This is a genomic window from Kribbella sp. NPDC058693, from assembly GCF_042715335.1.
GTDB lineage: Bacteria > Actinomycetota > Actinomycetes > Propionibacteriales > Kribbellaceae > Kribbella > Kribbella jiaozuonensis.
The window spans coordinates 1149481-1174322 of sequence record NZ_JBHXSQ010000004.1; the positions used below are offsets into that span (position 1 = coordinate 1149481).

General features: G+C 67.4%; 24 protein-coding genes. 5 read left to right on the forward strand and 19 right to left on the reverse strand.

Features of this window, described 5'->3' with window-relative positions:
- Positions 1 to 133 precede the first annotated feature (133 nt).
- Both ACFWUU_RS31850 and ACFWUU_RS31855 read right to left on the reverse strand, forming a co-directional pair.
- Complete coding sequence (locus ACFWUU_RS31850) at positions 134 to 964, reverse strand: oxidoreductase (protein ID WP_380181018.1); 831 nt, start codon at positions 962 to 964, stop codon at positions 134 to 136.
- A 12-nt stretch (positions 965 to 976) separates the two neighbouring features.
- Positions 977 to 1837, reverse strand: coding sequence for an aldo/keto reductase (locus ACFWUU_RS31855; RefSeq protein ID WP_380181020.1), 861 nt, complete (start codon positions 1835 to 1837; stop codon positions 977 to 979).
- A 103-nt stretch (positions 1838 to 1940) separates the two neighbouring features.
- Here ACFWUU_RS31855 and ACFWUU_RS31860 point away from each other — a divergent pair, with 103 nt between their 5' ends.
- A complete protein-coding gene (locus tag ACFWUU_RS31860; RefSeq protein WP_380181022.1) occupies positions 1941 to 2807 on the forward strand; it encodes a helix-turn-helix transcriptional regulator in 867 nt (288 codons plus the stop codon).
- Here the strand turns inward: ACFWUU_RS31860 and ACFWUU_RS31865 are convergent.
- Positions 2797 to 3531 (reverse strand): Type 1 glutamine amidotransferase-like domain-containing protein, encoded by a 735-nt coding sequence (locus tag ACFWUU_RS31865; RefSeq protein ID WP_380181024.1) that lies wholly within the window; start codon positions 3529 to 3531, stop codon positions 2797 to 2799. The two genes, ACFWUU_RS31860 and ACFWUU_RS31865, sit on opposite strands and share 11 nt — an antisense overlap.
- 123 nt (positions 3532 to 3654) lie before the next feature.
- A complete protein-coding gene (locus ACFWUU_RS31870) occupies positions 3655 to 6234 on the reverse strand; it encodes a GNAT family N-acetyltransferase (RefSeq protein ID WP_380181026.1) in 2580 nt (859 codons plus the stop codon).
- Between the two features lie 87 nt (positions 6235 to 6321).
- Between ACFWUU_RS31870 and ACFWUU_RS31875 the strand changes: the two genes are divergently transcribed.
- Positions 6322 to 7029: a siderophore-interacting protein gene (locus ACFWUU_RS31875; RefSeq protein ID WP_380181028.1), complete on the forward strand. Its 708-nt coding sequence runs from the start codon at positions 6322 to 6324 to the stop codon at positions 7027 to 7029.
- Positions 7030 to 7039: 10 nt separating this feature from the next.
- Complete coding sequence (locus tag ACFWUU_RS31880) at positions 7040 to 7492, forward strand: GNAT family N-acetyltransferase (protein ID WP_380181030.1); 453 nt, start codon at positions 7040 to 7042, stop codon at positions 7490 to 7492.
- On the opposite strand, the gene ACFWUU_RS31885 is transcribed toward ACFWUU_RS31880, so the two are convergent.
- From ACFWUU_RS31885 to ACFWUU_RS31910, 6 genes are all read right to left on the reverse strand, one after another.
- On the reverse strand, positions 7476 to 8093 hold the full coding sequence (locus ACFWUU_RS31885; RefSeq protein ID WP_202877521.1) for a TMEM175 family protein: 618 nt from the start codon (positions 8091 to 8093) through the stop codon (positions 7476 to 7478). The genes ACFWUU_RS31880 and ACFWUU_RS31885 overlap by 17 nt on opposite strands.
- The gene (sthA, locus tag ACFWUU_RS31890) at positions 8077 to 9513 is read right to left on the reverse strand and encodes a Si-specific NAD(P)(+) transhydrogenase (RefSeq protein WP_380181032.1); all 1437 of its coding nucleotides are present in this window, start codon (positions 9511 to 9513) and stop codon (positions 8077 to 8079) included. Before sthA ends, ACFWUU_RS31885 begins: the two co-directional genes overlap by 17 nt.
- A gap of 56 nt (positions 9514 to 9569) precedes the next feature.
- Positions 9570 to 11072 carry an alpha-N-arabinofuranosidase gene (locus ACFWUU_RS31895; protein WP_380181034.1) on the reverse strand — a complete coding sequence of 501 codons (1503 nt, stop codon included), beginning with the start codon at positions 11070 to 11072 and terminating at the stop codon, positions 9570 to 9572.
- 96 nt (positions 11073 to 11168) lie between these two features.
- Entirely contained in the window at positions 11169 to 12179 is a 1011-nt protein-coding gene (locus ACFWUU_RS31900) for a LacI family DNA-binding transcriptional regulator (RefSeq protein ID WP_380181036.1), read from the reverse strand.
- A 37-nt stretch (positions 12180 to 12216) separates the two neighbouring features.
- Positions 12217 to 12417: a hypothetical protein gene (locus ACFWUU_RS31905; RefSeq protein ID WP_137252333.1), complete on the reverse strand. Its 201-nt coding sequence runs from the start codon at positions 12415 to 12417 to the stop codon at positions 12217 to 12219.
- A gap of 42 nt (positions 12418 to 12459) precedes the next feature.
- Positions 12460 to 13497: an aldo/keto reductase gene (locus ACFWUU_RS31910; protein WP_380181038.1), complete on the reverse strand. Its 1038-nt coding sequence runs from the start codon at positions 13495 to 13497 to the stop codon at positions 12460 to 12462.
- A 91-nt stretch (positions 13498 to 13588) separates the two neighbouring features.
- Here ACFWUU_RS31910 and ACFWUU_RS31915 point away from each other — a divergent pair, with 91 nt between their 5' ends.
- Both ACFWUU_RS31915 and ACFWUU_RS31920 read left to right on the forward strand, forming a co-directional pair.
- Complete coding sequence (locus tag ACFWUU_RS31915) at positions 13589 to 14623, forward strand: aminotransferase class V-fold PLP-dependent enzyme (RefSeq protein WP_380181040.1); 1035 nt, start codon at positions 13589 to 13591, stop codon at positions 14621 to 14623.
- A 27-nt stretch (positions 14624 to 14650) separates the two neighbouring features.
- On the forward strand, positions 14651 to 15076 hold the full coding sequence (locus ACFWUU_RS31920; RefSeq protein WP_137252336.1) for a MerR family transcriptional regulator: 426 nt from the start codon (positions 14651 to 14653) through the stop codon (positions 15074 to 15076).
- Here the strand turns inward: ACFWUU_RS31920 and ACFWUU_RS31925 are convergent.
- From ACFWUU_RS31925 to alr, 9 genes are all read right to left on the reverse strand, one after another.
- On the reverse strand, positions 15060 to 15548 hold the full coding sequence (locus tag ACFWUU_RS31925) for an SRPBCC family protein (protein ID WP_380181042.1): 489 nt from the start codon (positions 15546 to 15548) through the stop codon (positions 15060 to 15062). The genes ACFWUU_RS31920 and ACFWUU_RS31925 overlap by 17 nt on opposite strands.
- A 37-nt stretch (positions 15549 to 15585) precedes the next feature.
- Complete coding sequence (locus ACFWUU_RS31930) at positions 15586 to 16911, reverse strand: molybdopterin molybdotransferase MoeA (RefSeq protein ID WP_380181044.1); 1326 nt, start codon at positions 16909 to 16911, stop codon at positions 15586 to 15588.
- Between the two features lie 68 nt (positions 16912 to 16979).
- On the reverse strand, positions 16980 to 17201 hold the full coding sequence (locus ACFWUU_RS31935) for a formate dehydrogenase subunit delta (protein WP_380181046.1): 222 nt from the start codon (positions 17199 to 17201) through the stop codon (positions 16980 to 16982).
- Positions 17198 to 20020 (reverse strand): formate dehydrogenase subunit alpha, encoded by a 2823-nt coding sequence (gene fdhF / locus ACFWUU_RS31940; protein ID WP_380181048.1) that lies wholly within the window; start codon positions 20018 to 20020, stop codon positions 17198 to 17200. The genes ACFWUU_RS31935 and fdhF overlap by 4 nt, the downstream gene beginning before the upstream one ends.
- Complete coding sequence (locus tag ACFWUU_RS31945) at positions 20017 to 21519, reverse strand: formate dehydrogenase beta subunit (RefSeq protein WP_380181050.1); 1503 nt, start codon at positions 21517 to 21519, stop codon at positions 20017 to 20019. The genes fdhF and ACFWUU_RS31945 overlap by 4 nt, the downstream gene beginning before the upstream one ends.
- Positions 21516 to 21992 carry an NAD(P)H-dependent oxidoreductase subunit E gene (locus ACFWUU_RS31950; RefSeq protein WP_380181052.1) on the reverse strand — a complete coding sequence of 159 codons (477 nt, stop codon included), beginning with the start codon at positions 21990 to 21992 and terminating at the stop codon, positions 21516 to 21518. The genes ACFWUU_RS31945 and ACFWUU_RS31950 overlap by 4 nt, the downstream gene beginning before the upstream one ends.
- A gap of 54 nt (positions 21993 to 22046) precedes the next feature.
- Positions 22047 to 22676 (reverse strand): M15 family metallopeptidase, encoded by a 630-nt coding sequence (locus ACFWUU_RS31955; protein ID WP_380181054.1) that lies wholly within the window; start codon positions 22674 to 22676, stop codon positions 22047 to 22049.
- Positions 22673 to 23638, reverse strand: coding sequence for a D-alanine--D-alanine ligase (locus ACFWUU_RS31960; protein WP_380181056.1), 966 nt, complete (start codon positions 23636 to 23638; stop codon positions 22673 to 22675). Before ACFWUU_RS31960 ends, ACFWUU_RS31955 begins: the two co-directional genes overlap by 4 nt.
- Positions 23635 to 24771, reverse strand: coding sequence for an alanine racemase (gene alr / locus ACFWUU_RS31965; protein WP_380181058.1), 1137 nt, complete (start codon positions 24769 to 24771; stop codon positions 23635 to 23637). Before alr ends, ACFWUU_RS31960 begins: the two co-directional genes overlap by 4 nt.
- Between the last annotated feature and the right edge of the window lie 71 nt (positions 24772 to 24842).

Genomic DNA, 24842 nt, shown 5'->3' on the forward strand with positions numbered 1-24842 from the left:
GCGCCGCCTGCAGTTCTACCCTTCCCGCACTCGGAGAGAGTGCCACCTCAGAGGGAAGGGGACAAGCCGAAGGCGGTTGGGCAGTTGTTCGAAGCTGCTGGACGTGACCAGGCTCGCGACGGTGTCTCCTTGGTCAGGTGTTGAAGTCGGTGCTGCGGCTGAGGGTCTCCCAGGCGTCGGCCTCAGCGCGAAGCGCGTCGAGTGCAGCGCGGAAGCCGTCGGAGGTGTCGTTGCCGAGGAGCAGCATGTACGGCGGGTTGTCGGACTCGACCGCCTGGATCAAAGCGCCCGCAGCCTTCGCCGGATCGCCCGGCTGCCGCCCGTGCCCGGTGCCAAACTCCTTACGCCGCTTGCCTGCGGTATCGGCGTAGTCGGCGATCGGTACGGCGGACTGGGTAAGGGACCGGCCGGCGAAGTCCGTCCGGAAGCCGCCCGGCTCGACGACCATCGCGGTGATGCCGAGCGGCGCGACCTCCTTGCGCAGCGACAAGGTGAGCGCCTCGATCGCAGCCTTGACGGCCGAGTAGTAGCCGGAACCCTCAGGGCAGATCCGCGCACCGATCGAGGACAGATTCACGATCGTGCCGGTACGCCGAGCGCGCATCCCAGGCAGCACGGCCTTGATCGTGCGCACCGTACCGAACACGTGAGTCTCGAAGAGCCGCCGTACCGCGTCGTCCTCGCCTTCCTCGACGGCCGCGCGGTAGCCATAGCCGGCGTTGTTGACGAGTACGTCGACGCCGCCGAACCGCTCCTCGGCCGCACCGACAGCGGCCGTGACCTGGTGGTCGTCGGTGACGTCGAGTGGAAGCGGCAGAGCCGTATCGGGGTACTTTTCAGCGAGGTCCTGCACCTGAGCGACCTCGCGCGCGGTGACGACAACATTGTGGCCGCGGTGGAGGACGGCCTCGGCGAAGGCGCGGCCGAGTCCGGTGGAGCAGCCGGTGATGAGCCAGGTGGTCATGTGATTTCCTTCCTAGATCCGGCGGCCGCCGAGGGCGCTGACCATGGCCGGGTCGCGATGGTCGAAGAACAGGCTCTCGCCGGTGTCGAGCGTCGCGATGTCCTTCAGTTGCTCGTCGGTGAGGGCAAAGTCGAAGATGTCGAGGTTCTGCGCCATCCGATCCGGGCGGACCGACTTCGGGATAACGACAACATCCCGTTGGACGAGCCAACGGAGTACGACCTGAGCGACCGACTTGCCGTGCACCTCGGCGATCGCAGTGAGAACCGGATCGGTGAACAGGTTGTTGCGGCCTTCGGCGAACGGCCCCCAGGACTCGATCTGTACGCCGCGCTCGCGCATCAACTCCTGATCGCTGACGCGCTGGTGGAACGGATGCGTCTCGACCTGGTTCACCGCCGGGGTGATCTCGTTGTGCTCAATGAGGTCGACGAGCCGGTCAGGGTGGAAGTTCGACACCCCGATCGCCCGAGCCCGGCCTTCCTGGTAGAGCTTCTGCATCGCGCGCCACTCGCTGTAGTAGTCGCCGAGCGGCTGATGGATGAGGTACAGATCCACGTGGTCGAGCCCGAGCTTGCGCAACGACGTGTCGAACGCGCGCATGGTGTCGTCCTCGACGCTGCCGGTCGGCGCATGCTGGATCCACAGCTTGGTCGTGACGAACAGGTCGTCACGAGGCAGTCCGCTGGCAGCGATCGCGGCGCCGACGGCCTCCTCATTCAGGTACGACGCGGCGGTGTCGAGGTGCCGGTATCCCGCCTCGAGAGCGGCCTCGACGGCGGCCTGGGTCTGGTCCTCCGGGATCTGGAAGACCCCGAAGCCGACGATCGGCATCGTGACGCCGTTGTTCAACGTGACGGTCTGGGTGGTCATGCATCCAGCGAACACCCATCTCTGTCACAGATGGGAGTCTCCCGTGGACCAGGTACCAGCAGACCCTCCCAGCGCGCTCGCCCCCGCCCGTACGGTGGAATCCGTGAGCAACAAGGACGACGTACGGGAGTTCCTGACCAGCCGGCGGGCGAAGGTGACGCCAGAGCAGGCCGGTCTCCAGACGTTCGGCGACAAGCGCCGCGTGGCTGGGCTGCGCCGCGAAGAGGTCGCCCTGCTCGCGGGTGTCAGCGCCGACTATTACATCCGGCTCGAACGCGGCAACCTCGCCGGCGTCTCCGAACAAGTACTCGACTCCCTCGCCCAGGCGCTGCGCCTCGACGACGCTGAGCGCGCCCACCTGTTCGACCTCGCGCGCGCCTCGACCGGCCCGGTCCGCGGCTCACGCCGTACGACGGTGTCCAAGGTGCGCCCCGGAGTACTGCGGCTCCTCGACGCGCTCGCCACCCCGGCGTACGTCCGGAACGCGCGTACCGACATCCTCGCCTTCAACGATCTCGCGCTCGCCTTGTACGACGGCATCCTCGACCGCGCCCGCCTGCCGTTCAATGTCGCCAGGTTCCTGTTCCTTGACCACCGCGCGCCCGAGTTCTTCCTGGACTGGGAGAACGTCGCGGACGACTCTGTCGCCGCGCTCCGGGCCGAGGCGGGCCGTAACCCGCACGACAAGAGCCTGACTGATCTCGTCGGTGAGCTCGCCACCAGGAGCGACGAGTTCCGGACCCGGTGGGCGCGCCACAACGTCAAGTACCACCGCACCGCCGCGAAACGGCTGCACAACTCGCTGGTCGGCGACCTCGAGCTCACCGGCGAAGCCATGGAACTGCCCGGCGACGGCCTGGTGATCATCACCTACACGGCCGAACCCGACAGCCCGGCCGCTGAATCCTTGCGCTTCCTTTCCAGTTGGGCGACCCAACACGGCGAGGCACAGCGGTCCGTTACGGAGTGAACAGTTTCCACTGTCCTTCGGAGACGACCTCGATGTTGCCATCGACAACCTTGACCGCGGAGTCGTCGTCGATTGCGTACGTCGGTACGGGAATGTGTGCTGCCCATTTCTCGGCGTTGGCCGACGACGCGTCGAGGTGATCCGGGTGCTCGAAGTGCGGGATGATCGCGAAGTCGACCAGCCCCGCGCCTTCGGCGGTGACCAGAGTCCTGTCGATGTCGCCCTCAGGCGTGCTGAAGACGACGCTTTCCGACTTGAGCGGGCCGTCGGTGCTGAGGGGCGGCTCGGTGTAGGTCTCGACGAAGGTGGACGCGGCGGCGATGGCTCCCGCGCTGGCCCCGACGTACACGGCCTCGGGGCGCAGGGTCGGCATTAGATCGGCGAGGCCGGAACGCCGCATCCAGTTGGCGAGGAACACCGGGTCACCGCCCCAGAACAGCAACGCGTCAGCCTCACGGACGATCGGCACCCACGCATCCTCTTCGATACTCGGCAACACCGACAGTTCGAGCAGCCCCACCGACTTCCACCCGACGTCGGTGAAACGCGACGGACCGTTCCCGGAGATCATCCGATACGCACCGAACTGCCCACCGCGGAACGGGTAGATGGCAGTCGGAATCACGAGCGCAGTGGACTCCGCGATCGGTTTGCCCAGCAACTCGACCAGCGCATCCTCGATCGTCGCGTTGTGAATCCCGGCAGAAGTCAGCAGAAGCTTCATGGTCCCTTTCCTCGATCGTCCGTACGGCGGAGCGTGCCCCTCACCTCTCCAACGAACACCCCCGCCCCGATCCGACACCCCACCCATGAATTTGTCCAGAAACCGTGCGGCGAGGGCGAGCGGCTACTTCCTGACGGCCAGGAACTGGGCCTTTGTGAGGAAGGCGAACTGGGCGGTTTTGGTTGAGCCGCCGGGCTGGGGGATCTTGGCTTCGGGGCCGAGGGTGAAGCCGGTGCGGGTGAAGCGGTTGATGGCTCGGGTATTGCGTACGTCGGGCTCGACCACCAGCCGCGGGTGCCCGAGGTGCACGAATACGAACTGTGCAAGGGCTTGCAGCAGGTTTGCAGTGAAGCCCGGCTGCGGATCGCCCGGCGCGATCAGCAGATGCAGCCCGAGATCGCCGGCCTTGATGTCGTACGCCGCACCTGCCGGATCGGCCTGCGGATCGTAGGTCTGCAGCAGCGCAACCGGTACGTCGTCCAGCCGCACGACGTACACGTGATGCGTCGGCACCGAATCCAGGAACAGGTACGTCGCAGCGATCTCGTCGCGCGACAGTTCACCCATGCCCCAGTACGTCGCCCGCTCGGCCGTCACCCATTCGTGGATCAGCTCGAGATCCCGCGCCGGATCAGCCTCCTCCAGCAGGACCGTGCCGAACCCGTCCACCTCAACCGTGTAGCCGCGATCCTCACGAACGATCTCGGCAACCGCCGGCGCCAACGACCCACGCAACCACAACGGGAGTTGGTCGTGATGATGTGCATCCCCGAGTACGCCGGACGCGCCGAGCGGCACGATCCACCTGCTGGCCGAACGATCGGCGAGATCCCAGGCGTACCGCGCCGCCGACGCACGGATGCAGACATCGGTCAGTCCAGGCAGGCTCGACGTCGACATGACGCAATGATGATCGCCGGAGAGAGCCAGATCGTACGGCTCCTCATCCCGTGCAAACACCGGATCGCGGAGGGCATGCAGCGGCGAAAGCTGATGCGTCTCACCCCACGGCGGCCGAGGCTTCTGCGCGGCAACTTCCTCCAGAGCCTCCCGCGCCAACCAGCCAAAGTTGATCTCCGGCAAGTCAGCGGCGACCAGATTCTCGAGCGCGTAGGAGACGTGGGTCAGCGGATCCATCCACGGCTCGAACACCTCCGCGACCTCGGCATTCTCCAGCACCGTGAAGTGATCCGTGAGCCGCGAGATCAGCGCCTTGCGCACCGCGGCGTACGACGACGCCGTCGTACTCGTGGCATCCATCCGCCGGTCCCACTCGAGCAGTTCGGTGCGCAGGGCAACGGCTTGCGTGGAGAGGTCGTCGAGGTCAACCAAGAGGTCGAGGACTGAGCCGGCCGAGCCCAGGAACGTGTCCTTGTGGATGGACGGCATGCCCTCGACGGTCCAGTCGGTGCGAGCATTCACCAGCTCGCGGATCCGCGCCGAACGATGCACAGCCGCGAACTCAACCCCCAACGGCGCCGCCAACTCACGAGCATTCGCCATCACCGCAGGCCCGTCCACCTCCGCTCGCGGCATCGGCTCGTACCATCCGTCCCACTGATGCGCAGCCTCCCAACCCGGCACAACCCGCATCCGGTTGCTGGCATCCCGCCGCGGCACCAGCCCCGCCGTCCGATGCAGCAGCCCACCCGCAGTGTCAGCCGCGAGCACCACGTTCACCGGCTCGACCCACTCGTCAAAGGCCGAGTCGACATCCGAGACAGTGGTTGCCCGGAGCAACTTAGCCATCGCCTCGAAACCCAGCCGCCTGGTCACCCGCGGCGGATACCGCAGACTGATGCCGTCCTGGATGATCGGACCACGCTCGGTCTCGATGACCTCGACCGAGATCGGATCCGCGTCGGCGACCTCGACCACCTCGAGATGCGCAGCCGCCGGCTTCCACCCGTCCGGACCCAAAGCCTCGACACCACCTGCAGTCCTGCGGAGCTGCTCGGCATACAGATCCTGATAGTCCGCCATCGCATTCGTGATCGCCCAAGCGACCCCACCCGTATGCCCGAAGTGCGCCAGGCCAGGAATACCTGGCACTGCGAGACCCAGTACGTCGTACTCCGGGCACGTCAGCCTGATCTGCTGATACACGCCCGGGCTCTCGACGTACCGATGCGGATCACCAGCCACGATCGCCTGACCCGACGCGGTGTGCGACCCCGGGATCAGCCACCCGTTGCTCCCGGCACCATGCGGCCCCTCGGACGAGAACAGATCCAACGAATCCTCACCGAGATGTTGCGCAACATGGGTCCGCCACAACTTCGTCGGGAACCCCGCGAACAACACATGGATCGCCAGCCAGATCCCGAGCGGCGCCCACGGCTCCCACTCCTGCAACGTCAACCCGGTCTCCGCGAACTCCGGCGCCCGCAGAGCCCCACCCGGCAGCGCGTGATTCACACCCTCGACGTACGCCGTGACCCACTCGCGCGTCTCGTCGTCCAGCGCCTCGAAACACTGCTGAGCCGTATCGGCCAACCGAGCCTGACGCGCGAACACGTCCCACCCAGCCGCCTCCGCCCCGAGGAATGCGGCGCTCGTCCCGAGATACCGGCGGCGCTCCAGCTCGATCTGCCAGGCGCGGTCCCGGGCAGCGTTCACGCCTTGCAGATAGACCAATGCGAGAGGGTCGCCGGCTTGAAGCTGCGGCACGCCATAGGTGTCCCGGAACACTCTCGCATTCACAACGCGCCTCGTTTCAGTTAGGTTAGGCTGCGCTAACTTACAAAGCAGCAATCCAAGCCGCAAGAGCATTGTCGCCGGAGGTGGGTAGTGGGGCACGGCTGGGAAGGCGTGGTGCTCAAGCTGTTCCGCGGGAAGGACTTCGTCTTCACCGTCACGGCTGCCGAACAGGTCACCGAGCGCTACCGCCGGGTGCACTTCACCGACGGCGGTCTGCTGCGGGCGATCGGCGTACATCCGACGATGTGGGTGCGGCTCTGGTTCGAGAACGCGGGCAAGCCGCACCAGCGCGCGTACACGCTGGTCGATCCGGATGTCGAGGCCGGCACATTCAGCCTGGAGTTCGCGCTGCACGACGGCTGCGCGAGCGACTGGTCCCGCAAGGCTGAGCCGGGCGACACGATCGAGGCGACCGTGCAGGGGACCGGGTTCGAGGTGCCGGACCCGCTGCCGCCGCGGATGCTGGTGATCGGCGATCCGGCCTCGTTGCCCGCGATCAACTCGCTGCTCGCGGTCGCGCCGAAGCTGCCTGCGACGATCTGGTTCGAGACGACCCACGACCTCGACGACGAGCTCCCGTTCCGGATCGACCCGGCGCATCACGAGCTGCGCAAGGTGCCGCGGCCGGCGATGGTCGAGAACGTGAAGGCCGAGCTCAAGAGCGAGATCAGCCCCGACACGTTCGTCTGGATCGCGTGCGACACCGCGACCACGCGCGCGCTCACGTCGTACGTCCTGAAGGATCTCGCCGTACCGAAGCATCGCGTGAAATCCCTGGGCTACTGGAAGGCCGCGTAGCCTACCCAAGGTGATCACGCCGCTGGACCTCACCGACCGCGCGCTCGCCGAGCGCCTGCTCGCGATCCAGCACGCGGCGTACGCCGTGGAGGCCGGGCTGATCGGCTTCGACGGCATCCCGCCACTCCAGGAAGACCTGACCAACCTCATGCAGTCCACGGAGCACTGGCTCGGCAGGTACGACGGAAGCACGCTCGTCGGCGCGGTCGCGTACGAGTTTCCCGACGACGACACGGTCGAGATCTCCCGCCTGATCGTCGACCCTGCACACGCCCGCCGCGGCCACGGCAAAGCCCTGCTCGACGAACTCGATCGGCTCGAACCGCGACCTGTCAGTCTGGTCTCGACCGGCTCGGCCAACACCCCGGCCGTCAACCTCTACAAGTTCCGCGGCTACACCGAGACCGGCAGGCTAGAGGTTGCCCCCGGCATCTACATCACCCAGTTCAGTCGCGGGTCCTGACCTGCTCGAAGGCGTAGTACAACGCGAGTAGGAACACGATCAGCAGCGTCGCCTTCGCGGAGATGAACGAGATGCCGATCGTCGCGCCGTAGATCACCGTGCCCATCGAGTAGCGGACCAGCGAGCGGCGCATCTCGCTCTTGGTCATCTCGTGTTCGACCAGGTGATTGCGCAGTACGTACCACCAGATCATGCTGAACGCGATCGCCGCCAGCGTCAGGTTCGCGCTGTAGACGGCGGCAGCGACGTTCGCGTTGATCGAGTCGTCCTCGAGATGCTCGGCGAACAGACTCGTCGGGAACGGCAGCAGCGTCGTCCACAACAACAGCAACAGGTTGAGGAACATCAACCCGCGATCCGCGCGCTGGATCTGGCGGAACATCGAGTGGTGGTTGACCCACATGATGCCGAGGATCGCGAAGCTGGTCAGGTACGCCGCGAACTGCGGCCACTCGTCCAGCAGGGCCGGCCACAGCCGCTGCCCCTCCTCGAGTTCGGGACTGTGCAGTTCGAGGACGAGAAGGGTGATCGCGATCGCGAAGACGCCGTCGCTGAACGCTTCCAGGCGGTTGGTCTCCGCGAGATCAGACTGATTGCTCACGCCCGTCAGAGTAATCCGTCCTGAAGGCATCGAGGGCCCGGATTTTGTTGGTGACGTCGAGCGCGGCGACCTTGTAGGCCTCGGAGAGCGTCGGGTAGTTCAGGACGGTGTCGACCAGATAGTCGACGGTTCCACCGCAGCCCATGATCGCCTGTCCGATGTGGACCAGGTCGGTCGCGTTGGTGCCGAACACGTGTACGCCGAGCAAGGTGCGGTCCTCGGTCGAGACGAGCAGCTTGAGCATCCCGTACGTGTCGCCGAGGATCTGCCCGCGGGCCAGTTCGCGGTACCGCGAGACGCCGACCTCGTACGGCACCGACGAGCGGGTCAGCTCCTCCTCGGTGGCACCGCAGTACGAGACCTCGGGGATCGTGTAGATGCCGATCGGCTGCAGCCCGGCCAGCTCGCGGGCCGGTTCACCGAACGCGTGGTACGCCGCGAGCCGGCCCTGATCCATGCTGTTCGCCGCAAGAGCCGGGAAGCCGATCACGTCACCGACGGCGTAGATGTGCTCGACGGTGGTTCGGTAGTGCTCGTCGACCTTGATCCGGCCGCGCGCGTCAGCCTCGAGCCCGGCGGCCTCCAGGTTGAGCGCGTCGGTGACGCCCTGCCGGCCGGCGGAGTACATCACCATCTCGGCCGGGATCCGCTTGCCGCTGGCCAGCGAGGTGACCGTACCGCGGTCCGACACCTCCACCCGCTCGACCTCCTCGCCGAACCGGAAGGTGACCGCCTGGTCGCGGAGATGGAACTTGAGCGACTCGACCACCTCGGGATCGCAGAACTCCAGCATCCGGTCGCGCTTCTCGACCACCGTCACCCGGGTCCCGAGCGCGGCGAACATCGACGCGTACTCGATCCCGATCACGCCCGCGCCGACCACGACCATCGAGCCCGGCACCTTCTCGAGCTTGAGGATCGCGTCGGAGTCGAGCACATGCCGGTCGTCGAACTCGATCTGTCGCGGCCGGGCCGGCCTGGTCCCGGTGGCGATCACGATCTTCTCGGCCGTGACCGTGCTGGTCTCGCCGCGGCCCGCCCCGGTCACCTGGATCGTGTTCGGGTCGACGAAGCTCGCCGTACCGTGCAGCAGTTCGACGTGGTTGCGGAGCAACTGCGATCGGACCACCTCGACCTCGCGGCCGACCACATGCTGCGTCCGGGCCATCAGGTCGGCGATCGTGATCTCGGATTTCACCCGGTAGCTGGCGCCGTACAGATCGCGCAGCGCCATGCCGGTCAGGTAAAGCACGGCCTCGCGCAGGGTCTTGGACGGAATCGTGCCGGTGTTGACGCAGACGCCGCCGAGCATCGAGATCCGCTCGACCATCGCTACCCGCTTGCCCAGCTTCGCACCGGCGATCGCGGCCTTCTGCCCGCCCGGGCCGGATCCGATCACCACAAGGTCGTAGTCGTACATCGGATCTCCCCACCAGACTGGGCGCCCCTACAGGCACCCAGTCTCGTACAGCGGGGTCAGTCAGTCGACAGTGAAACAGCTGTCCAGCTGATGGCCGGAAGCGTAACGGTCAGTTTGCCGTCGGCGAGCGTGGCCGCCTCGAACTGCTGCGGCACAACGTGGTCGGGGTCCGTGGCCGAGTTGGTGGCCAGCGGGTCGTCGTTGTGCATGATCAGCGCCTCGGCGACGGTGGTGACGCCGGTGCGGCTGACGTCGATGGTCACCTCGATCGGGCCGTCGGTCGACCGGTTGACGGCGAAGATCGCGACCTTGCCGTCGTCGTACGTCGCGACCGCGTCGATCGCCGCGACATCGCCGTACTTGTCCGTCGTGGTGAGCGGTGAATCGGTCTCGACCCGGAGGACCTGACCGGCCGCGAGCCGGGACGTGATCGCGAACGGGTGGAACGTCGGCTGCCGCCAGGCCGGGCCGCCAGGCTCGGTCATGATCGGGGCGATCACGTTCGCGAGCTGGGCCAGGCAGGCGACACCGACCCGGTCGCTGTGCCGGAGCAACGAGATCAGAAGGTTGCCGACGACAACGGCATCGGTGACGTTGTACTCGTCCTCGATCCGCCGCGGCGCCACCTCCCACTGGTCGTGCGGACCGTCGGTACGGCGGGAGCGCTCGCCGTACCAGACGTTCCATTCGTCGAACGAGATGCCGATCTTCTTGCTGCTCTTGAGTTCCGCACCGACGTGATCCGCGGTCGCGACGACGGACTCGATGAAGCGGTCCATGTTCACCGCGGACGCCAGGAAGGAGTCGGTGTCGCCGTCGTCGTTCCCGTAGTACGCGTGGCAGGAGATGTACTCGACGAACTCGTACGTCTCCCGCAGTACGTCCCGCTCCCAGGTCCCGAACAGCGGCATCCGCGACGACGACGATCCGCACGCGACCAACTCGAGATCCGGCTCGACCATCCGCATCACCCGCGCGGTCTCCGCCGCCAGTCGTCCGTACTCCGTCGGCGTCTTGTGCCCGACCTGCCACGGTCCGTCCAACTCGTTGCCGAGACACCACAGTTTGATCCCGTACGACGCTCCGCCGTGCTGCTCGCGCAGGTCCGACAACGCCGTACCGCCCGGGTGGTTCGCGTACTCGAGCAGGTCGAGCGCCTCCTGCACGCCGCGCGTCCCGAGGTTGAGCGCCATCATCGGTTCGACGCCGGCCTTCGCGCACCACCGGCTGAACTCGTCCAGCCCGAACTCGTTGGTCTCGATGCTGTGCCAGGCCAGGTCGAGCCGGCGCGGCCGCTCGTCCCGCGGGCCGACACCGTCCTCCCAGCGGTAACCGGAGACGAAGTTGCCGCCGGGGTAGCGGACCACGGACACGCCGAGCTCACGGGTCAGCTCGAGCACGTCCTTCCGGAAGCCGTCCTCGTCGGCGGTCGCATGGCCGGGCTCGTAGATGCCGGTGTACACACACCGACCCATGTGCTCGACGAACGTCCCGAAGGTCCGACGGTTCACAGGCGCGATCGTGAACGCGGGGTCGATGATCAGAGTGGCAGCAGGCACCAGGTTGCTCCTGTCGTAGTCCTTCAGGCGGATCTACATCGGTGTACTACATCGGTGTAGAAAGGATGCCCGGAGCGGTTCGGGACCGTCAAGGTTTCAGTTGATGCCGAGCGTGGATTCGCGGGTGTGCAGCTCGTACTTCGCGGCGATCTCCTCGTGCTCGGAGACGTCACCCGCCATTCGGCGTACCAGCAGGTCGACGGCTCGCTGGGCGATCTCGGCGCGGCCCGGGTCGACCGTGGTCAGGCTCGGGGTGCTGTAGCTGGCCTCGTCGATGTTGTCGAAGCCGGCCACCGCGACGTCGTCCGGCACGCGGATGCCTCGCTGGGAGAGCACCCGGAGCGCGCCGAGCGCGAGGCTGTCGTTCAGGCCGAGGATGGCGTCGAACTCGACGCCGGACGCGAGCAGCCGCTCGGTTGCCTCCGCACCGACCCCGAGGTGCCAGCGCCCGCCGGGAGACGCGAGTTGAGGCGGGATCTCGAGGCCGTGCTCGGTGAGGGTATCGACGTACGCGCCGTACCGGATGGCCGCCGTACCGACCTTCTCGCCGGGATGTACGCCGAGGACCGCGATCCGCCGGCGTCCCAGGGCGAGCAGATGCTCGACCGCGGCCTTAGTGCCGGCGACGTTGTCGATCATCACGTGGTCGACCGGGCTGTGGAAGATGCGCTCGCCGAGCAGCACCATCGGGGTGCTCGACTTCAGGTAGCCGACGTCGTCCTGACCCAGGCCGAGCGGGCTGTAGAGCAGGCCGTCGACCAGGTGGCCGCGGGGGCGGCCCAGCACTGTCAGCTCGCGGTCGCGATCCGCGCCGGTCTGCTCGATCATCACGGTCAGGCCGTGCTTGTCGGCCGCCACGATCACCTGGTCGGCGAGCTCAGCGAAATACGGCAGGCTGAGCTCCGGCACGGCCAGGCCGATGACGCCGGTCCGCCCGGATTTCAGGTTGCGGGCGGAGATGTTCATCCGGTAGCCGAGGGCATCGATCGCGGCGAGCACCTTGGTCCGGGTCTCGGCGCGGATGTACGGGTAGCCGTTCATCACGTTCGAGACCGTCTTCGGAGACACGCCGGCCTCGCGTGCGACGTCGCGCATCGTCACTGCCATGGCATGTCCCTCATGGGCAGCCACGGTAGTGCAGAGTTCACTCCTCCGTGGCTGCCTCGTCGTGCGGGGGACGGCGTGGCGGGTTCGGCTGCGGGCCGGCCGACCGGCCGCCGGGGTGGTCCGCGATGTCCGGCTCGTCGTCGTCGTTCAGCTCGACACCCTCTTCACGCAGCGTGTCCTCGACCGCAGGGTCCAGCTCGCGACCGGGATGTGGCAGACCGGGCCTGTCGAAACTCATCGCACCCTCCCTGGCAATGGTTACTGCCACCACAGTACGGCTTCAGCGGCCGGTCAGGGACCGCCTGCGCTGGATGGGGTCGGTGAGGGACTGCGGCTGCCACACGCCGTCCACGGTGTAGAGGTCGGTGCCCGGCGGAACGATCTCGTCGATCCGGTCCAGCGTCTTGTCGTCCAGGGTCAGGTCGGCGGCCTTCAAAAGGCCCTCGAGCTGCTCCATCGTGCGCGGGCCGGAGATCACCGAGGTGACCGCGGGGTGGCTGGTGACGAAGGCCATCGCCAGCTCGGGCAGCGTCCTGCCGATGCTGTCGGCAACCTCGATCAGCGGCTCGAGAGCGGCGTACTTCGCGGCGTTCGCGGGCAGCGCCGGATCGAACCGGGCGGGTGCGAGCGCGGCGCGGGCGGACAGGTCGAGCGGCTGGTCCTTGCGGATCTTCCCCGACAGGAAGCCGAAGGCGAGCGGGCTGTACGTCAGCACGCCCATCCCCAACCGCCGGCAGGTCGGCAGGATCGACCGCTCGATGCCGCGGGCAATCATCGAGTACGGCGGCTGGTTGGTCCGGAAGCGTCCGTACCCGCGCTGCCCGGAGACGTGGTACGCCTCCACGATGTCCTCCGCCGGGAACGCCGAGCAGCCGAACGCGCAGATCTTGCCCGCGGTGACGAGATCACTCAACACCCACAGGGTTTCCTCGATGTCCGTGGTGTGATCCGGCCGGTGGATCTGGTACAGGTCGATCCAGTCGGTGTCGAGCCGGCGCAGGCTGTCCTCGACCGCGCGGGTGATCCAGCGCCGCGAGTTCCCGCTCCGGTTGCGGCCCTCGCCCAGCGGGAAGTGCACCTTGCTCGCCAGTACGACGTCGTCGCGGCGCGCCTTGATCGCCTTGCCGACGATCTCCTCGGACTCGCCCGCGGAGTACATGTCCGCGGTGTCGACGAAGTTGATGCCCTGGTCCAGCGCGGTGTTGATGATCCGGATGCAGTCCTCGTGGTCCGGGTTCCCGGCGGCGCCGAACATCATCGCCCCGAGACAGTATTCACTGACCTCGATCCCGGTCCCACCCAGCGTGCGGTAGCGCATGACAGCAGACTCCTTGTGTTGCGATCGGTGACGTCTCGCACGGTAAGAGCTAGAGCGCTGTCTAGGTCAAGCCCGACCTAGAGTGGCGAGCATGGACATCGAGGGGCTGTGGGACCCGGAGCCGGGCTGGTTGAACACCGCGTCGTACGGGCTGCCGCCGAAACCGGCCTGGGAGGCGTTGCAGGCCGCGCTCGGGGACTGGCGGGTCGGCCGGACGAGCTGGGAGCCGTGGGACGGGTCGACCACGCGGGCGCGCGAGTCGTTCGCTCGGCTGATCGGAGCGGACGCCGCGGACGTGTTCGTCGGCAGCACGGTGTCGGCGGCAATCGTGCCGATCGCGGCGGCGTTGCCGGACGGCGCGAAGGTGCTGACCGATGACGTCGAGTTCACGTCGAACGTGTTCCCGTGGCAGGTACACGCGGACCGCGGCGTCGAGGTCGTCGCCGTACCGGGGGATGAGTTGGTCGCGGCGATCAAGCCCGGGGTCGACGTGGTGGCCGTGAGTGCGGTGCAGTCGTCGACGGGCGTCGTACTCGACCTTTCCGCGGTTATTGCTGCCAGCAAGGAAATCGATGCGCTGGTGGTGATTGATGCATCGCAGGCAGTGGGCTGGCACCCGATCACGACTGAGGGTGTCGACGCGCTGATCGCGCACAGTTACAAGTGGTTGATGTCGCCGCGTGGTGCGACGCTCGGATACCTGTCGCCGCGTCTCCAGGAGCGCTGCCGCCCGTCGGCCGCCGGTTGGTACGCCGCACGTGATGTCCACGGTTCGTACTACGGACCCGTGATGGAGCTCGACCCGGGCGCGCGGCGGTTCGACCAGTCGCCGGCCTGGTTCAGTTTCGTCGGCGCGGCGCCGGCGCTCGAGTTGATCGAGCAGATCGGCGTCGACACGATCAACCGCCGCAACCTCGAGCTGGCGAACGAGTTCCGGGCCGGCCTCGGCCTGCAACCGTCCAACAGCGCGATCGTCAGCACGAGCCTCCCGGGTGCGCAGGAGGCGTTCGCGGCCGCGGGCATCCGAGCAGCCGTACGGGACGGGAAACTGCGCGCGTCGTTCCACATCTACTCGACCCGGGACGACGTCCAGCAGGCCTTGCAGGCGCTCAAACCCCTGCTCTGACGGCCTGATCCGGAGTTAGGGTGCCCCATGCGTGGATTGAGTATCGGGCAGGTGGCGGAGCGGACGGGGCTGAGTGTGCACGCCCTCCGGTTCTACGAGCGTGAGGGTCTGCTCGCAGATCCGGTACGGCGTGAGTCGAACGGCCGGCGCGTCTACACCGAGGACGATGTCGAGTGGCTGGACATGTGCATCAAGTTCCGCTCGTCCGGGATGCCGCTCGACACCATCCGCAAGTACACCGATCTGGTCCGCCAAGGCCCCGGCAACGAGCAGGACCGGTTGGCCCTGCTGCGTAGCCATCAGGATCACGTCACGTCCCAGATCCAGGACCTGACCGAGTGCCTCAACGTCATCAGCCACAAGGTTGGCGTCTACGAGGAGCACCTGGAGGCCGGCACGGCCGAGTGCCTGTGGGTCGGCCCGTCTCAGTCCAGCGCTAGCGAGGCGTCCTGAGCGCTGACTCCATCGCGGTGAGGGTTGATCGCATGTTCGCGGCCAGCTGATCGAGCCGGCCCTGGATCGCCTCGGCCGCCCGCTCGGGGTTCTCGACCGCGCCTATCCGCATGCCGCTGTTGCCGGGGCCGTGGGTGAACGACTGCCGGACGAGCGTCTTGTCGCCCTGGTCCTCCAGCTCGTACTCCCAGTGCGCGAACGGCACGTCCTCGTCGCCGTAGACGTCCCAGCCGAAGCGGTTCGGCGCCTCCATGACGGTGACCGTGCAGGTCACGTAGGTCTCGAATCCATCCTTGAAGCGGTTGCGAGCCTCGAACCGGGCCCCTTCCTCCAGCCAGGCGCCGTAGTAGCACTCGGGGCTCCACTCGCCGTACCTGTCGATCGCGGTGATGCCGGACCACAGCTCTTCGATGTGCAGCTTGATCAGTACCTCGACGCCAGTGGTCGAGCCGGTCACTCCGTAGTCATTCATGCCCGGTACGTCGGACGCCTCTCGTCGGGCTCGACATTTACGTGATTCCGGGTTTGAGAGGGAGCAGCCGGGCGGCGATCGCCTCGGCGGGACCGGGGGCGACCACGGCCAGGGCGTCGGCGGCAGCAGGCCCGCGGAGCATGGCGGATCCGCCGTGGCCGATCGGTACGGCGCCGTGGGCCGTGAGCCGGACCGGGACGAGGCGGGTGCTCGTCGGGTGGCACGGGACACCGCCTGGTACGGCGATATGGGTGAGCTCGGGGAGCCGGAGCCCGCGCACGCGGGTGATGGCCGCGACGCCGAGCGTCAGAAACGCGACGAGCGCGGCGAACGGATTACCGGGCAACCCGAGCACCAGCCGTCCGTCGGCCAACCGAGCGAGCGCCTGAGGATGCCCGGGACGACAGGCCACGCCGTCCACAACAAACTCGGCACCGAGCGAGACAAGCGCCGGCCGAAGATGATCCGCCGGCCCAGCAGCCGACGACCCGGAGACCAGGATCAGGTCGGCTTCGGTCTCACTGAGCGCCCTGGTCAGCGCGTCCAACGAGTCCGGCAGATGCAGCACCGAGGGTGGCCGCGCACCGGTCCGCAGCTCCTGCCCAACCGAGCCACCGGCGATCAGCCGCGCGTCCGCGACCTGCTGCGCACCTGCGCGCGTGACCTGCTGCGCGCCTGCGTGCGTGACCAGTTGCGCGCCTGCGCGGGTGATCAGGCCCGGGAGCATGGGGCCGATCGCGTCGCGTACCCGGCCCGGGCCGGACGGGCCGCGGTGGACCAGTTCGTCGCCTGTTACGAGGGCGGCGACGGTCGGCTGTGGGATGACGGTCAGGCGGTTGAGGCCGACGGCTGCGGCCAAGCCGAGCACCGCCGGGTCGACGACCACGCCGGCTGGCAACAGCTGCTCGCCCGGCTGGCACTCCTCACCCGCTCGGCGGATGTGACGACCGTCCTCGGCCGGGCCTTCCAGCCGGTCGCCGTTCACCACCGCATCTTCGGAGCGCACCACAGACGTCGTCCCGCTCGGCACCGCGGCTCCCGTGACGATCCCGGTCGCCTGCCCGTCCGCCAACGTCCCCGGATCCGCAGCCCCGGCCGTGACGTGCCCGTTCACCCGCCAAGGACCAGCACCACGTACGGCGTACCCGTCCATCGCAGCCCGATCCACCGGCGGGACCGCGCCCGGCGACACCAACGGCGTACCCAGCACGCATCCGTCCACAGCGTCGAGCGGCCGCGAGACCGCCGCGCCAGGGCGGGCTGCCGCGTGGGCCAGCACCCGGGCCGCGTCCCAGGACACGGCATCGGGCCGCGTCCGGAGACCGCGGCCTCCGGACAGCACGTTCCCAGGCCCGTCCTCCACAGGACCACCCTCTCCAACCCGTGCGCGGTTGTCGAAAGGATCCCGCTCGCCGGACCGGGTGGGATACGTCACAGAGTGCCTTGGAGGTTGCGCGCGGCCAACGCCGCCGCGGGGGAGAGGTCGGTCGCGCCGGACTCGGCGTACGTGATCAGCGCCTGCTTCATCCGCGGATCCCAGGTCGCCGTCAGATGGTTGGCAATCATCGTCGCCGCATCCTCGGGAGACCGATGCGCGAACTGGGCCGCGATCTCGTTCGCCAACCGCACGTACGGCGGCACCCCGCCACTCATCGGTTGCCTCCTGCAACGACTGGCTCGGGTACGGCGTCCGCGACGACCGAGGACGGGATCAGATCCACCTGCACTGCGGTCACCTTGTACTCCGGGCAGTTCGTGGCCCAGTCCGAGTTGTCGGTCGTGACGACGTTCGCGCCACTCGCCGGGTGGTGGAACGTCGTGTAGCAGACGCCCACCGGCATCCGATCCGAGATCTTCGCCCGCAACTCGGTCCGCCCGACCCGACTCGACAGCGCGACCAGATCCCCGTCCGTGACGCCACGCACCTCCGCGTCGTGTGGATGGATCTCCAACACGTCCTCGGCATGCCACGCGACGTTCGCCGTACGACGAGTCTGCGCGCCCACGTTGTACTGCGACAGGATCCGCCCAGTCGTCAGGATCAGCGGGAACTTCCGGGTCGACCGCTCCGACGTCGGCACGTACATCGTCTCCATGAATCGACCCTTGCCGCGGGTGAACTCGTCGGAGTGCATGATCGGCGTACCGTCCGGATGCTCGACGTTGCACGGCCACTGGATCGACCCGAGCTCGTCCAGCCTGGCGAACGAGACACCCATGAACGTCGGCGTCGTCAACGCGATCTCGTCCATGATCTGCGCGGTCGAGTCGTAGTGCATCGGGTACCCCATCGCCTGCGCGATCTCGCAGATGATCTCCCACTCCTGCTTGCCGGTCCGTGGCGCCATGATCGGCCGCACCCGGTTGATCCGCCGCTCGGCGTTCGTGAACGTGCCGTCCTTCTCCAGGAACGATGTTCCCGGCAACAAAACGTGCGCGAACTTCGCGGTCTCGTTGACGAAAAGATCCTGTACCACCAGGAGATCCAGTGCACCCAACGCGGCGAACACATGCTGCGTGTTCGGATCCGACTGCGCGATGTCCTCGCCCTGCACGAACAGCGCCTTGAACGATCCGTCGATCGCGGCGTCGAACATGTTCGGGATCCGCAGCCCGGGCTCGTCGAGGATCGGCGTACCCCACAACTTCTCGTAGATGTCGCGGACGTCCTCGTTCGACACGTGCCGGTAGCCGGGCAGCTCGTGCGGGAACGAACCCATGTCACAGGAACCCTGCACGTTGTTCTGACCGCGCATCGGGTTCACGCCGACGCCGGCGCGGCCGATGTTGCCGGTTGCCATCGCGAGGTTGGCCATCCCCATCACCATCGTCGAGCCCTGGCTGTGCTCGGTGACGCCGAGACCGTAGTAGATCGCCGCATTTCCGCCCGTCGCGTAGAGGCGGGCAGCCTCTCGGATCTCGTCAGCCGGTACGCCGCAGGTCTCGGCCAGCGCCTCCGGGCTGTGCTCCGGCCGTGCGATGAACTCCGCCCAGCCGTCGAAGTCCTCGCACCGGCTGTCGACGAAGTCGCGGTCGACCAGGCCTTCGGTCACGACCACATGCGCAAGCGCGTTGATGATCGCGACGTTCGTCCCCGGCCTGACCTCGAGGTGGTGGGTCGCCTCGACGTGGGGCGAGCGGACCAGGTCGATCCGGCGGGGGTCGATCACGATCAGCTTCGCGCCCTGGCGGATCCGCTGCTTCATCCGCGATCCGAACACCGGGTGCGCGTCGGTCGGGTTCGAACCGATCACCAGGATCACGTCGGCCTCGTCGACCGACCGGAAGTCCTGCGTGCCGGCGGATTCGCCGAAGGTCTGCTTCAGCCCGTACCCCGTCGGCGAGTGGCAGACGCGTGCACACGTGTCGACGTTGTTGTTGCCGAAGACGGCTCGCACCATCTTCTGGACGGCGTACACCTCTTCGTTGGTCGTCCGCGACGACGTGATCGCACCGATCGAGCCCTGGCCGTACTGCGCTTGGATCTCCCGGAGCCGACGCGCGGTGAACGTGATCGCCTCGTCCCAGGAGACGGTCCGCCACTCGTCGGCGATCGTGTCGCGGACCATCGGCTCCAAGAGGCGGTCAGGGTGACTCGCGTAGCCGAAGGCGAACCGGCCCTTCACACACGAATGGCCTTCGTTCGCGCCGCCGTTCTTGTACGGGACCATCCGGACCAGCTCGTCACCGCGCAGTTCGGCCTTGAACGAGCAGCCGACACCGCAGTACGCGCACGTCGTCAGGACGGTCCGCGTCGGCATCCCGAGCCCGACGACCGATTTCTCCTGCAGCGTCGCGGTCGGGCACGCCTGCACGCACGCGCCGCAGGACACACAATCCGACTCGAAGAACGGCACCCCGGCACCGGCCGCGACCTTGGAATCAAACCCACGCCCCTCGATCGTCAACGCCAGAGTCCCTTGTACTTCGTCGCACGCGCGGACGCAGCGGGAACACGCGATGCACTTGGACGCCTCGAAGTCGAAGTACGGGTTGGAGGTGTCGGTCTCCAGATCCATGTGGTTGGCGCCGGCCTCGACGCCGGATCCGTACCGGACCTCGCGCAGGCCGGTGACGCCGGCCATGTCCTGCAGTTCGCAGTCGCCGTTGGCCGAGCAGGTGAGGCAGTCGAGCGGGTGGTCGGAGATGTACAGCTCCATCACGCCGCGACGCAGTTTGCCGAGTCGCTCGTTCTGGGTGCGGACCTGCATGCCGTCGCGGACCGGCGTCGTACAGGAGGCTGGGGTGCCTTTGACACCGTCGATCTCGACCACGCACAGGCGGCAGGATCCGAATGCCTCGAGGTTGTCGGTCGCGCACAGCTTCGGTACGTCGATCCCGGCTTCCTTCGCGGCGCGCATCACCGACGTACCCGGTGGGACTGTCACGGCGACGCCGTCGATGGTGACCGCCACGGTCGCCTCGCCGGGTCGCGCGGGGGTGCCGAAGTCAGGCTCTTTGAGCAGCGTCATGCGTTGAAGTCCTCTCCGAAATGGCGGACGGCACTACGTACCGGCATCGGGGTGAGGCCGCCCATCGCGCAGAGCGAGCCGTCGGTCATCAGTTCGCACAGGTCCTCGAGTACGACGAGGTTCTTGGCGCGCTCGTCGCCGGTCACGATGCGATCGATCGTTTCGACACCGCGGACCGCGCCGACCCGGCACGGCGTGCACTTGCCGCACGACTCGGCCGCGCAGAACTCGAACGCGAACCGTGCCATCGCGGCCATGTCGACGGTGTCGTCGAACACCACGATCCCGCCGTGCCCGACCATCGCTCCGGCTTTGGCGAACTCCTCGTAATCCATCGGCAGGCCGAACTGCTCGACCGGGAGGTATGCGCCGAGCGGACCACCCACTTGAACGGCTCTGGTCGGCCGGCCAGTGGCTGTCCCGCCGCCGAAGTCGTTCACGAGCTCGCCGAGGGTGATGCCGAAGGCGGTCTCGACGATCCCGCCGCGGGCGATGTTCCCGCCGAGCTGGAAGACGCTGGTGCCTCGCGATCGGCCGGTGCCGTAGTTCGCATAGGCCTGGGCGCCGTGCGCGAGGATGGTGGGGACTGTTGCCAACGACAACACGTTGTTGACGACGGTCGGGCGCCCGAAAAGCCCTTGCAATGCAGGGATCGGGGGCTTCGCGCGGACCATGCCGCGTTTGCCTTCCAGGCTCTCGAGCATCGAGGTCTCTTCGCCGCAGATGTACGCACCCGCGCCGACCCGGACATGCAGGTCGAAGCCGAACCCTGAGCCGAGCACATCCGGCCCCAACCAGCCGTTCTCTTTGGAGAGCTCGATCGCGCTCTTCAGCGTCGCGACCGCATCCGGGTACTCGGAACGCAGGTACACGTACCCTTCCGCCGCACCGACCGCGTACGCCGCGATCGTCATCCCCTCGATCAACGTGAACGGATCGCCCTCGATCAGCATCCGGTCCGCGAACGTGCCGGAATCCCCTTCGTCCGCGTTACAACACACGAACTTCAGATCAGCCTCGGCACCGAGCACCGTCCGCCACTTGATCCCCGTCGGAAACCCCGCGCCCCCGCGCCCGCGCAACCCCGAGTCGACAACAACCTCAACCACCTCGGCCGGCGTCATGCTGAGCGCTGCCCGCAGCCCGCTCATCCCACCGTGTACTTCGTAGTCCTCGGCTGACAGCGGATCAACCACTCCAACCCGCGCGAACGTCAACCGCTCCTGCCGCCGCATCCACGGCAGTTCCTCAACCAACCCCAACGATTCCCCACGCCCGTCGAGCATCCCCGCCGCGATCAACCCGTCGACGTCCTCAGGCTTGACCGGCCCGTACCCGATCCGCCCCGCAGCCGTCTCCACCTCGACCAGCGGCTCCAACCACAACATCCCCCGCGACCCGGTGCGAACAACCTCAACACCGCTCGCAGTAATCCGCTCGGCCACTTCATCCGCGCCCACCGAGCGCGCAGCCGAGTCCCGCGGCACGAACACCCTCATCGCGCCTCCCCAAGCAGCGCGTCCAGCCGGCCCGGCGTAACCCGCCCATGCAGCCTCCCGCCGACCTGCACCGCCGGCCCCAGCGCACAGTTCCCGAAGCAGAACACCTCATCAAGCGTGATCCGCCCGTCGTACGACGTCTCGCCGAACCCGCACCCAACCACCTGCTTGGCGTGCTCACCCAGCCCCACCGCACCAACAGCCCGACAAGCCTCCGCCTGACAGATCGCCACGGTCGTCCGCCCAGCCGCCGTACGCCGAAAGTCCTTGTAGAACGTGACAACCCCATGCACCTCGGCCACGGAAAGGTTCAACACCTCCGCAACCACCGCCACATCCGGCTGCCCGACGTACCCGAACTCCTCCTGCACCGCATGCAGAATCGGAATCAACGCCCCGCGCAGCCCCCGCAACTCCGAGGCAATCTCCCGCACCCTCTGAGCCCGAACATCAACCACGACCCCACTAGTCATGTATACAACATTCCGTCGCCACGACCACGGGGTCAAAGCAATGCTGCCTATGACCTAATAGCTACCGGCTATCACCGCCGCTCGTCCGTACACCGCTGCGGGTCGGTCCTCGACGTATGCCCAGTAGCGGTCGCCGTAGGACCAGTGCCACCACTCGGTGGGGTAGTTGATCAAGCCGGCGGAGGTCAGGACGTCGAGGAGGAGGGCGCGGTTGGTGCGGGCCTCGCGGGTGATGTTGGTTGCGGTGAAGAAGCAGGCGCCGTTGCTTTGTTCGGGGGTGGCGTCGATCGGGGTGCCTAGGTCGAGTGGGCCGTGGGTGCCTACCAGGGTCAGGTCGACGGCTGCACCGGCGACGTGGGGTGCGACCTCGATCGGGGAGACGAAGCGGCTGGCCAGGATGTGTACGTCGTGGTCGGAGATGCCGGGATGTAGGCGTTGGAGCTCGGCGCGGTAGTCGTCGTAGATCTGCTGTTGGCTCTCGATCGGACGCAGGCCTTCGACCACGTGCAACCGGATGCCTGTTGGGAGGAACGTGTCGGCCAAGGCGAGTCGGTCGGCCACGCTCTCGCGGGTGAACTGGCGGCCGGTTGTCGCCACATCGCGAGTGAACAGGTCGACCAGTGGCTCGCCGCTCTCGATCGCGGGGATGCTCGTGATCCGGTCGTCGCTGAGCGGTACGGTCATCCGCGCGTCACCGCCGTACGGATCAGCGTGTCGACAACCTCGGCGTACGACAGACCGGCCGCGGCCCACATCCGCGGGAACTGGGACGCCGGCGTGAACCCGGGGAACGTGTTGATCTCGTTGACCACAGGCTCACCATCGTTCGGTACGAAGAAGTCCACCCGGGCGAGCCCCGCGCACCCGAGGACCTCGAAGACATCGATCGCCGTACGCCGCAACCGCTCCGCCAGCTCGGGCTCAAGCGGAGCCGGTACGACGAACCGCGTGGCGGCGCTGTCGTACTTCGCGGTCGCATCGAAGAACGGCTGCGCAGGATCGGCATGGATCTCCAACGCGGGCGCCGTCTCGATCCGCCCGTCCGGGAGCTCCAGCACCGCCAGGTCGATCTCGCGCCCGACCATCTCCCGCTCAATCAGCACATGCGGATCGAGTACGGCGGCGTCCGCGATCGCCGCCAGCAGCGTCGGGAGATTCGTTGCCCTGGACACCCCAAAGCTCGAGCCGCCGTTGCCCGGCTTCACGAACAGCGGGAAGTCCAGCCCGGCCGCCTTCAGCTTCTGAAGACCTGCCTCGGTGTCGGTCAGCTCGGCCCCGCGCAGCGTCACACCCGGCGTGACGGGGATGCCGTGCGCTCTGAGAACTGCCTTGGTCAGGTGTTTGTCCAGACCGACAGCGCTGGCCGCGATCCCGCTGCCGACGTACGGCACCTGCAGCTGCTCGAGGAATCCCTGCAGCCGACCGTCCTCGCCGCCTTCACCGTGTAGCGCCGGGATGGTGACGTCGCACGCCTGCAGGATCTCGATCGCCTCATGCTGCCCGTCGATCCAGTTGCCCTCAGCATCGATCACGAGAGGGATCGCCATATGGCCGAGGAGCTCGACCGCCTTGAGGATCCCCTTGCCGCTGGCAAGCGATACCTGGCGCTCCGGGCTCGCCCCACCCATCACCACCGCGACCTTCATCGGTTGCCCTCCTCGTAGCGACGAGGCACCCGCGATCCGATGCCGCAGTAGATCTCGTGCGGGATCGAGCCCGCCCAATCAGCCCAATGCGAAGCCGTTGGTTCGCCGGAGGATCCGTCGCCGAAGATCGTCACCGGCTCACCCGGTTCGACGGCGACCTCCCCGGCGTCCACGACGAACTGGTCCATCGCGATCCGCCCGATCACCGGCATCCGTACGCCGTGGCACAACACGCTCGCCTGCCGTACGGCGACCCGCGGGATCCCGTCGGCGTACCCGACCGGGACCAGCCCGATCGTCGTGTCCCGATCCGCCACGAAGTCATGCCCGTACGAAACCCCTTCGCCCGCGCGGATCCGGCGTACCTGGGCCAGCTTGCTCACCAGCCGCATCGCGGGCCGCAGCCGGAGGCCGACCTCGTCGATCCCGTACAGACCGGCTCCGATGCGGACCAGGTTGCAGTCCGGCGCGTCGAGTGTGATCGCACCGGCCGAGTTGGCCAGGTGTACGACGCTAGGCCGCAGCCCGGCGCGGCGGACGAGACCCACCCCGGTCCGCAGGACCTGCAGCTGCCGCGTGCTCTGCACGGCATCGGCGGAGTCGCCGTGCGAGAGATGCGACCAGATCCCGCGGACCGTGACGGCGCCGAGCGCCTCGTAGTGCGCCGCCGTTCGGGTGAGTTCGATCCACTGGTCAGGTGCACTGCCGGCCCGGTGCAGACCGGTGTCCAGCTTGAGGTGCACGTAGTGGACGGATGGGATGGACACGACCCGCTGCAGCTCGGCGACGGTCGAGACGCTGACGTCCACGTCCATATCGCCGAGCAGCATCAGCTCGGCGGCGTCGTACAACCAGGTCAGGATCGGTACGGTCAGCCCGGCCGCCCGCAGCTGCAACGCCTCGTCGGCGCGCGCGACGCCGAGCCAGGTCGCCCCGGCCTCGACCGCCGCTCGGGCCACCGGTACGGCGCCGTGCCCGAAGGCGTCGGCCTTGACCACGGCCAGGACTTCCTGGGGTACGCGCTGCCGGAAGGCCCGGACGTTGTCGCGGATGGCCGACAGGTCGACGACGGCTTCGGACAATCCGGTGATCCCACGTGTCGCCGGGCGGTGGCGGGACTGAACCAGGTACATGTCAGTCATTGTTGTTTCCGGCAACGATCCGCTTCATCGGATCGCGGACGGATGTGTGCGACCGCTGCCTA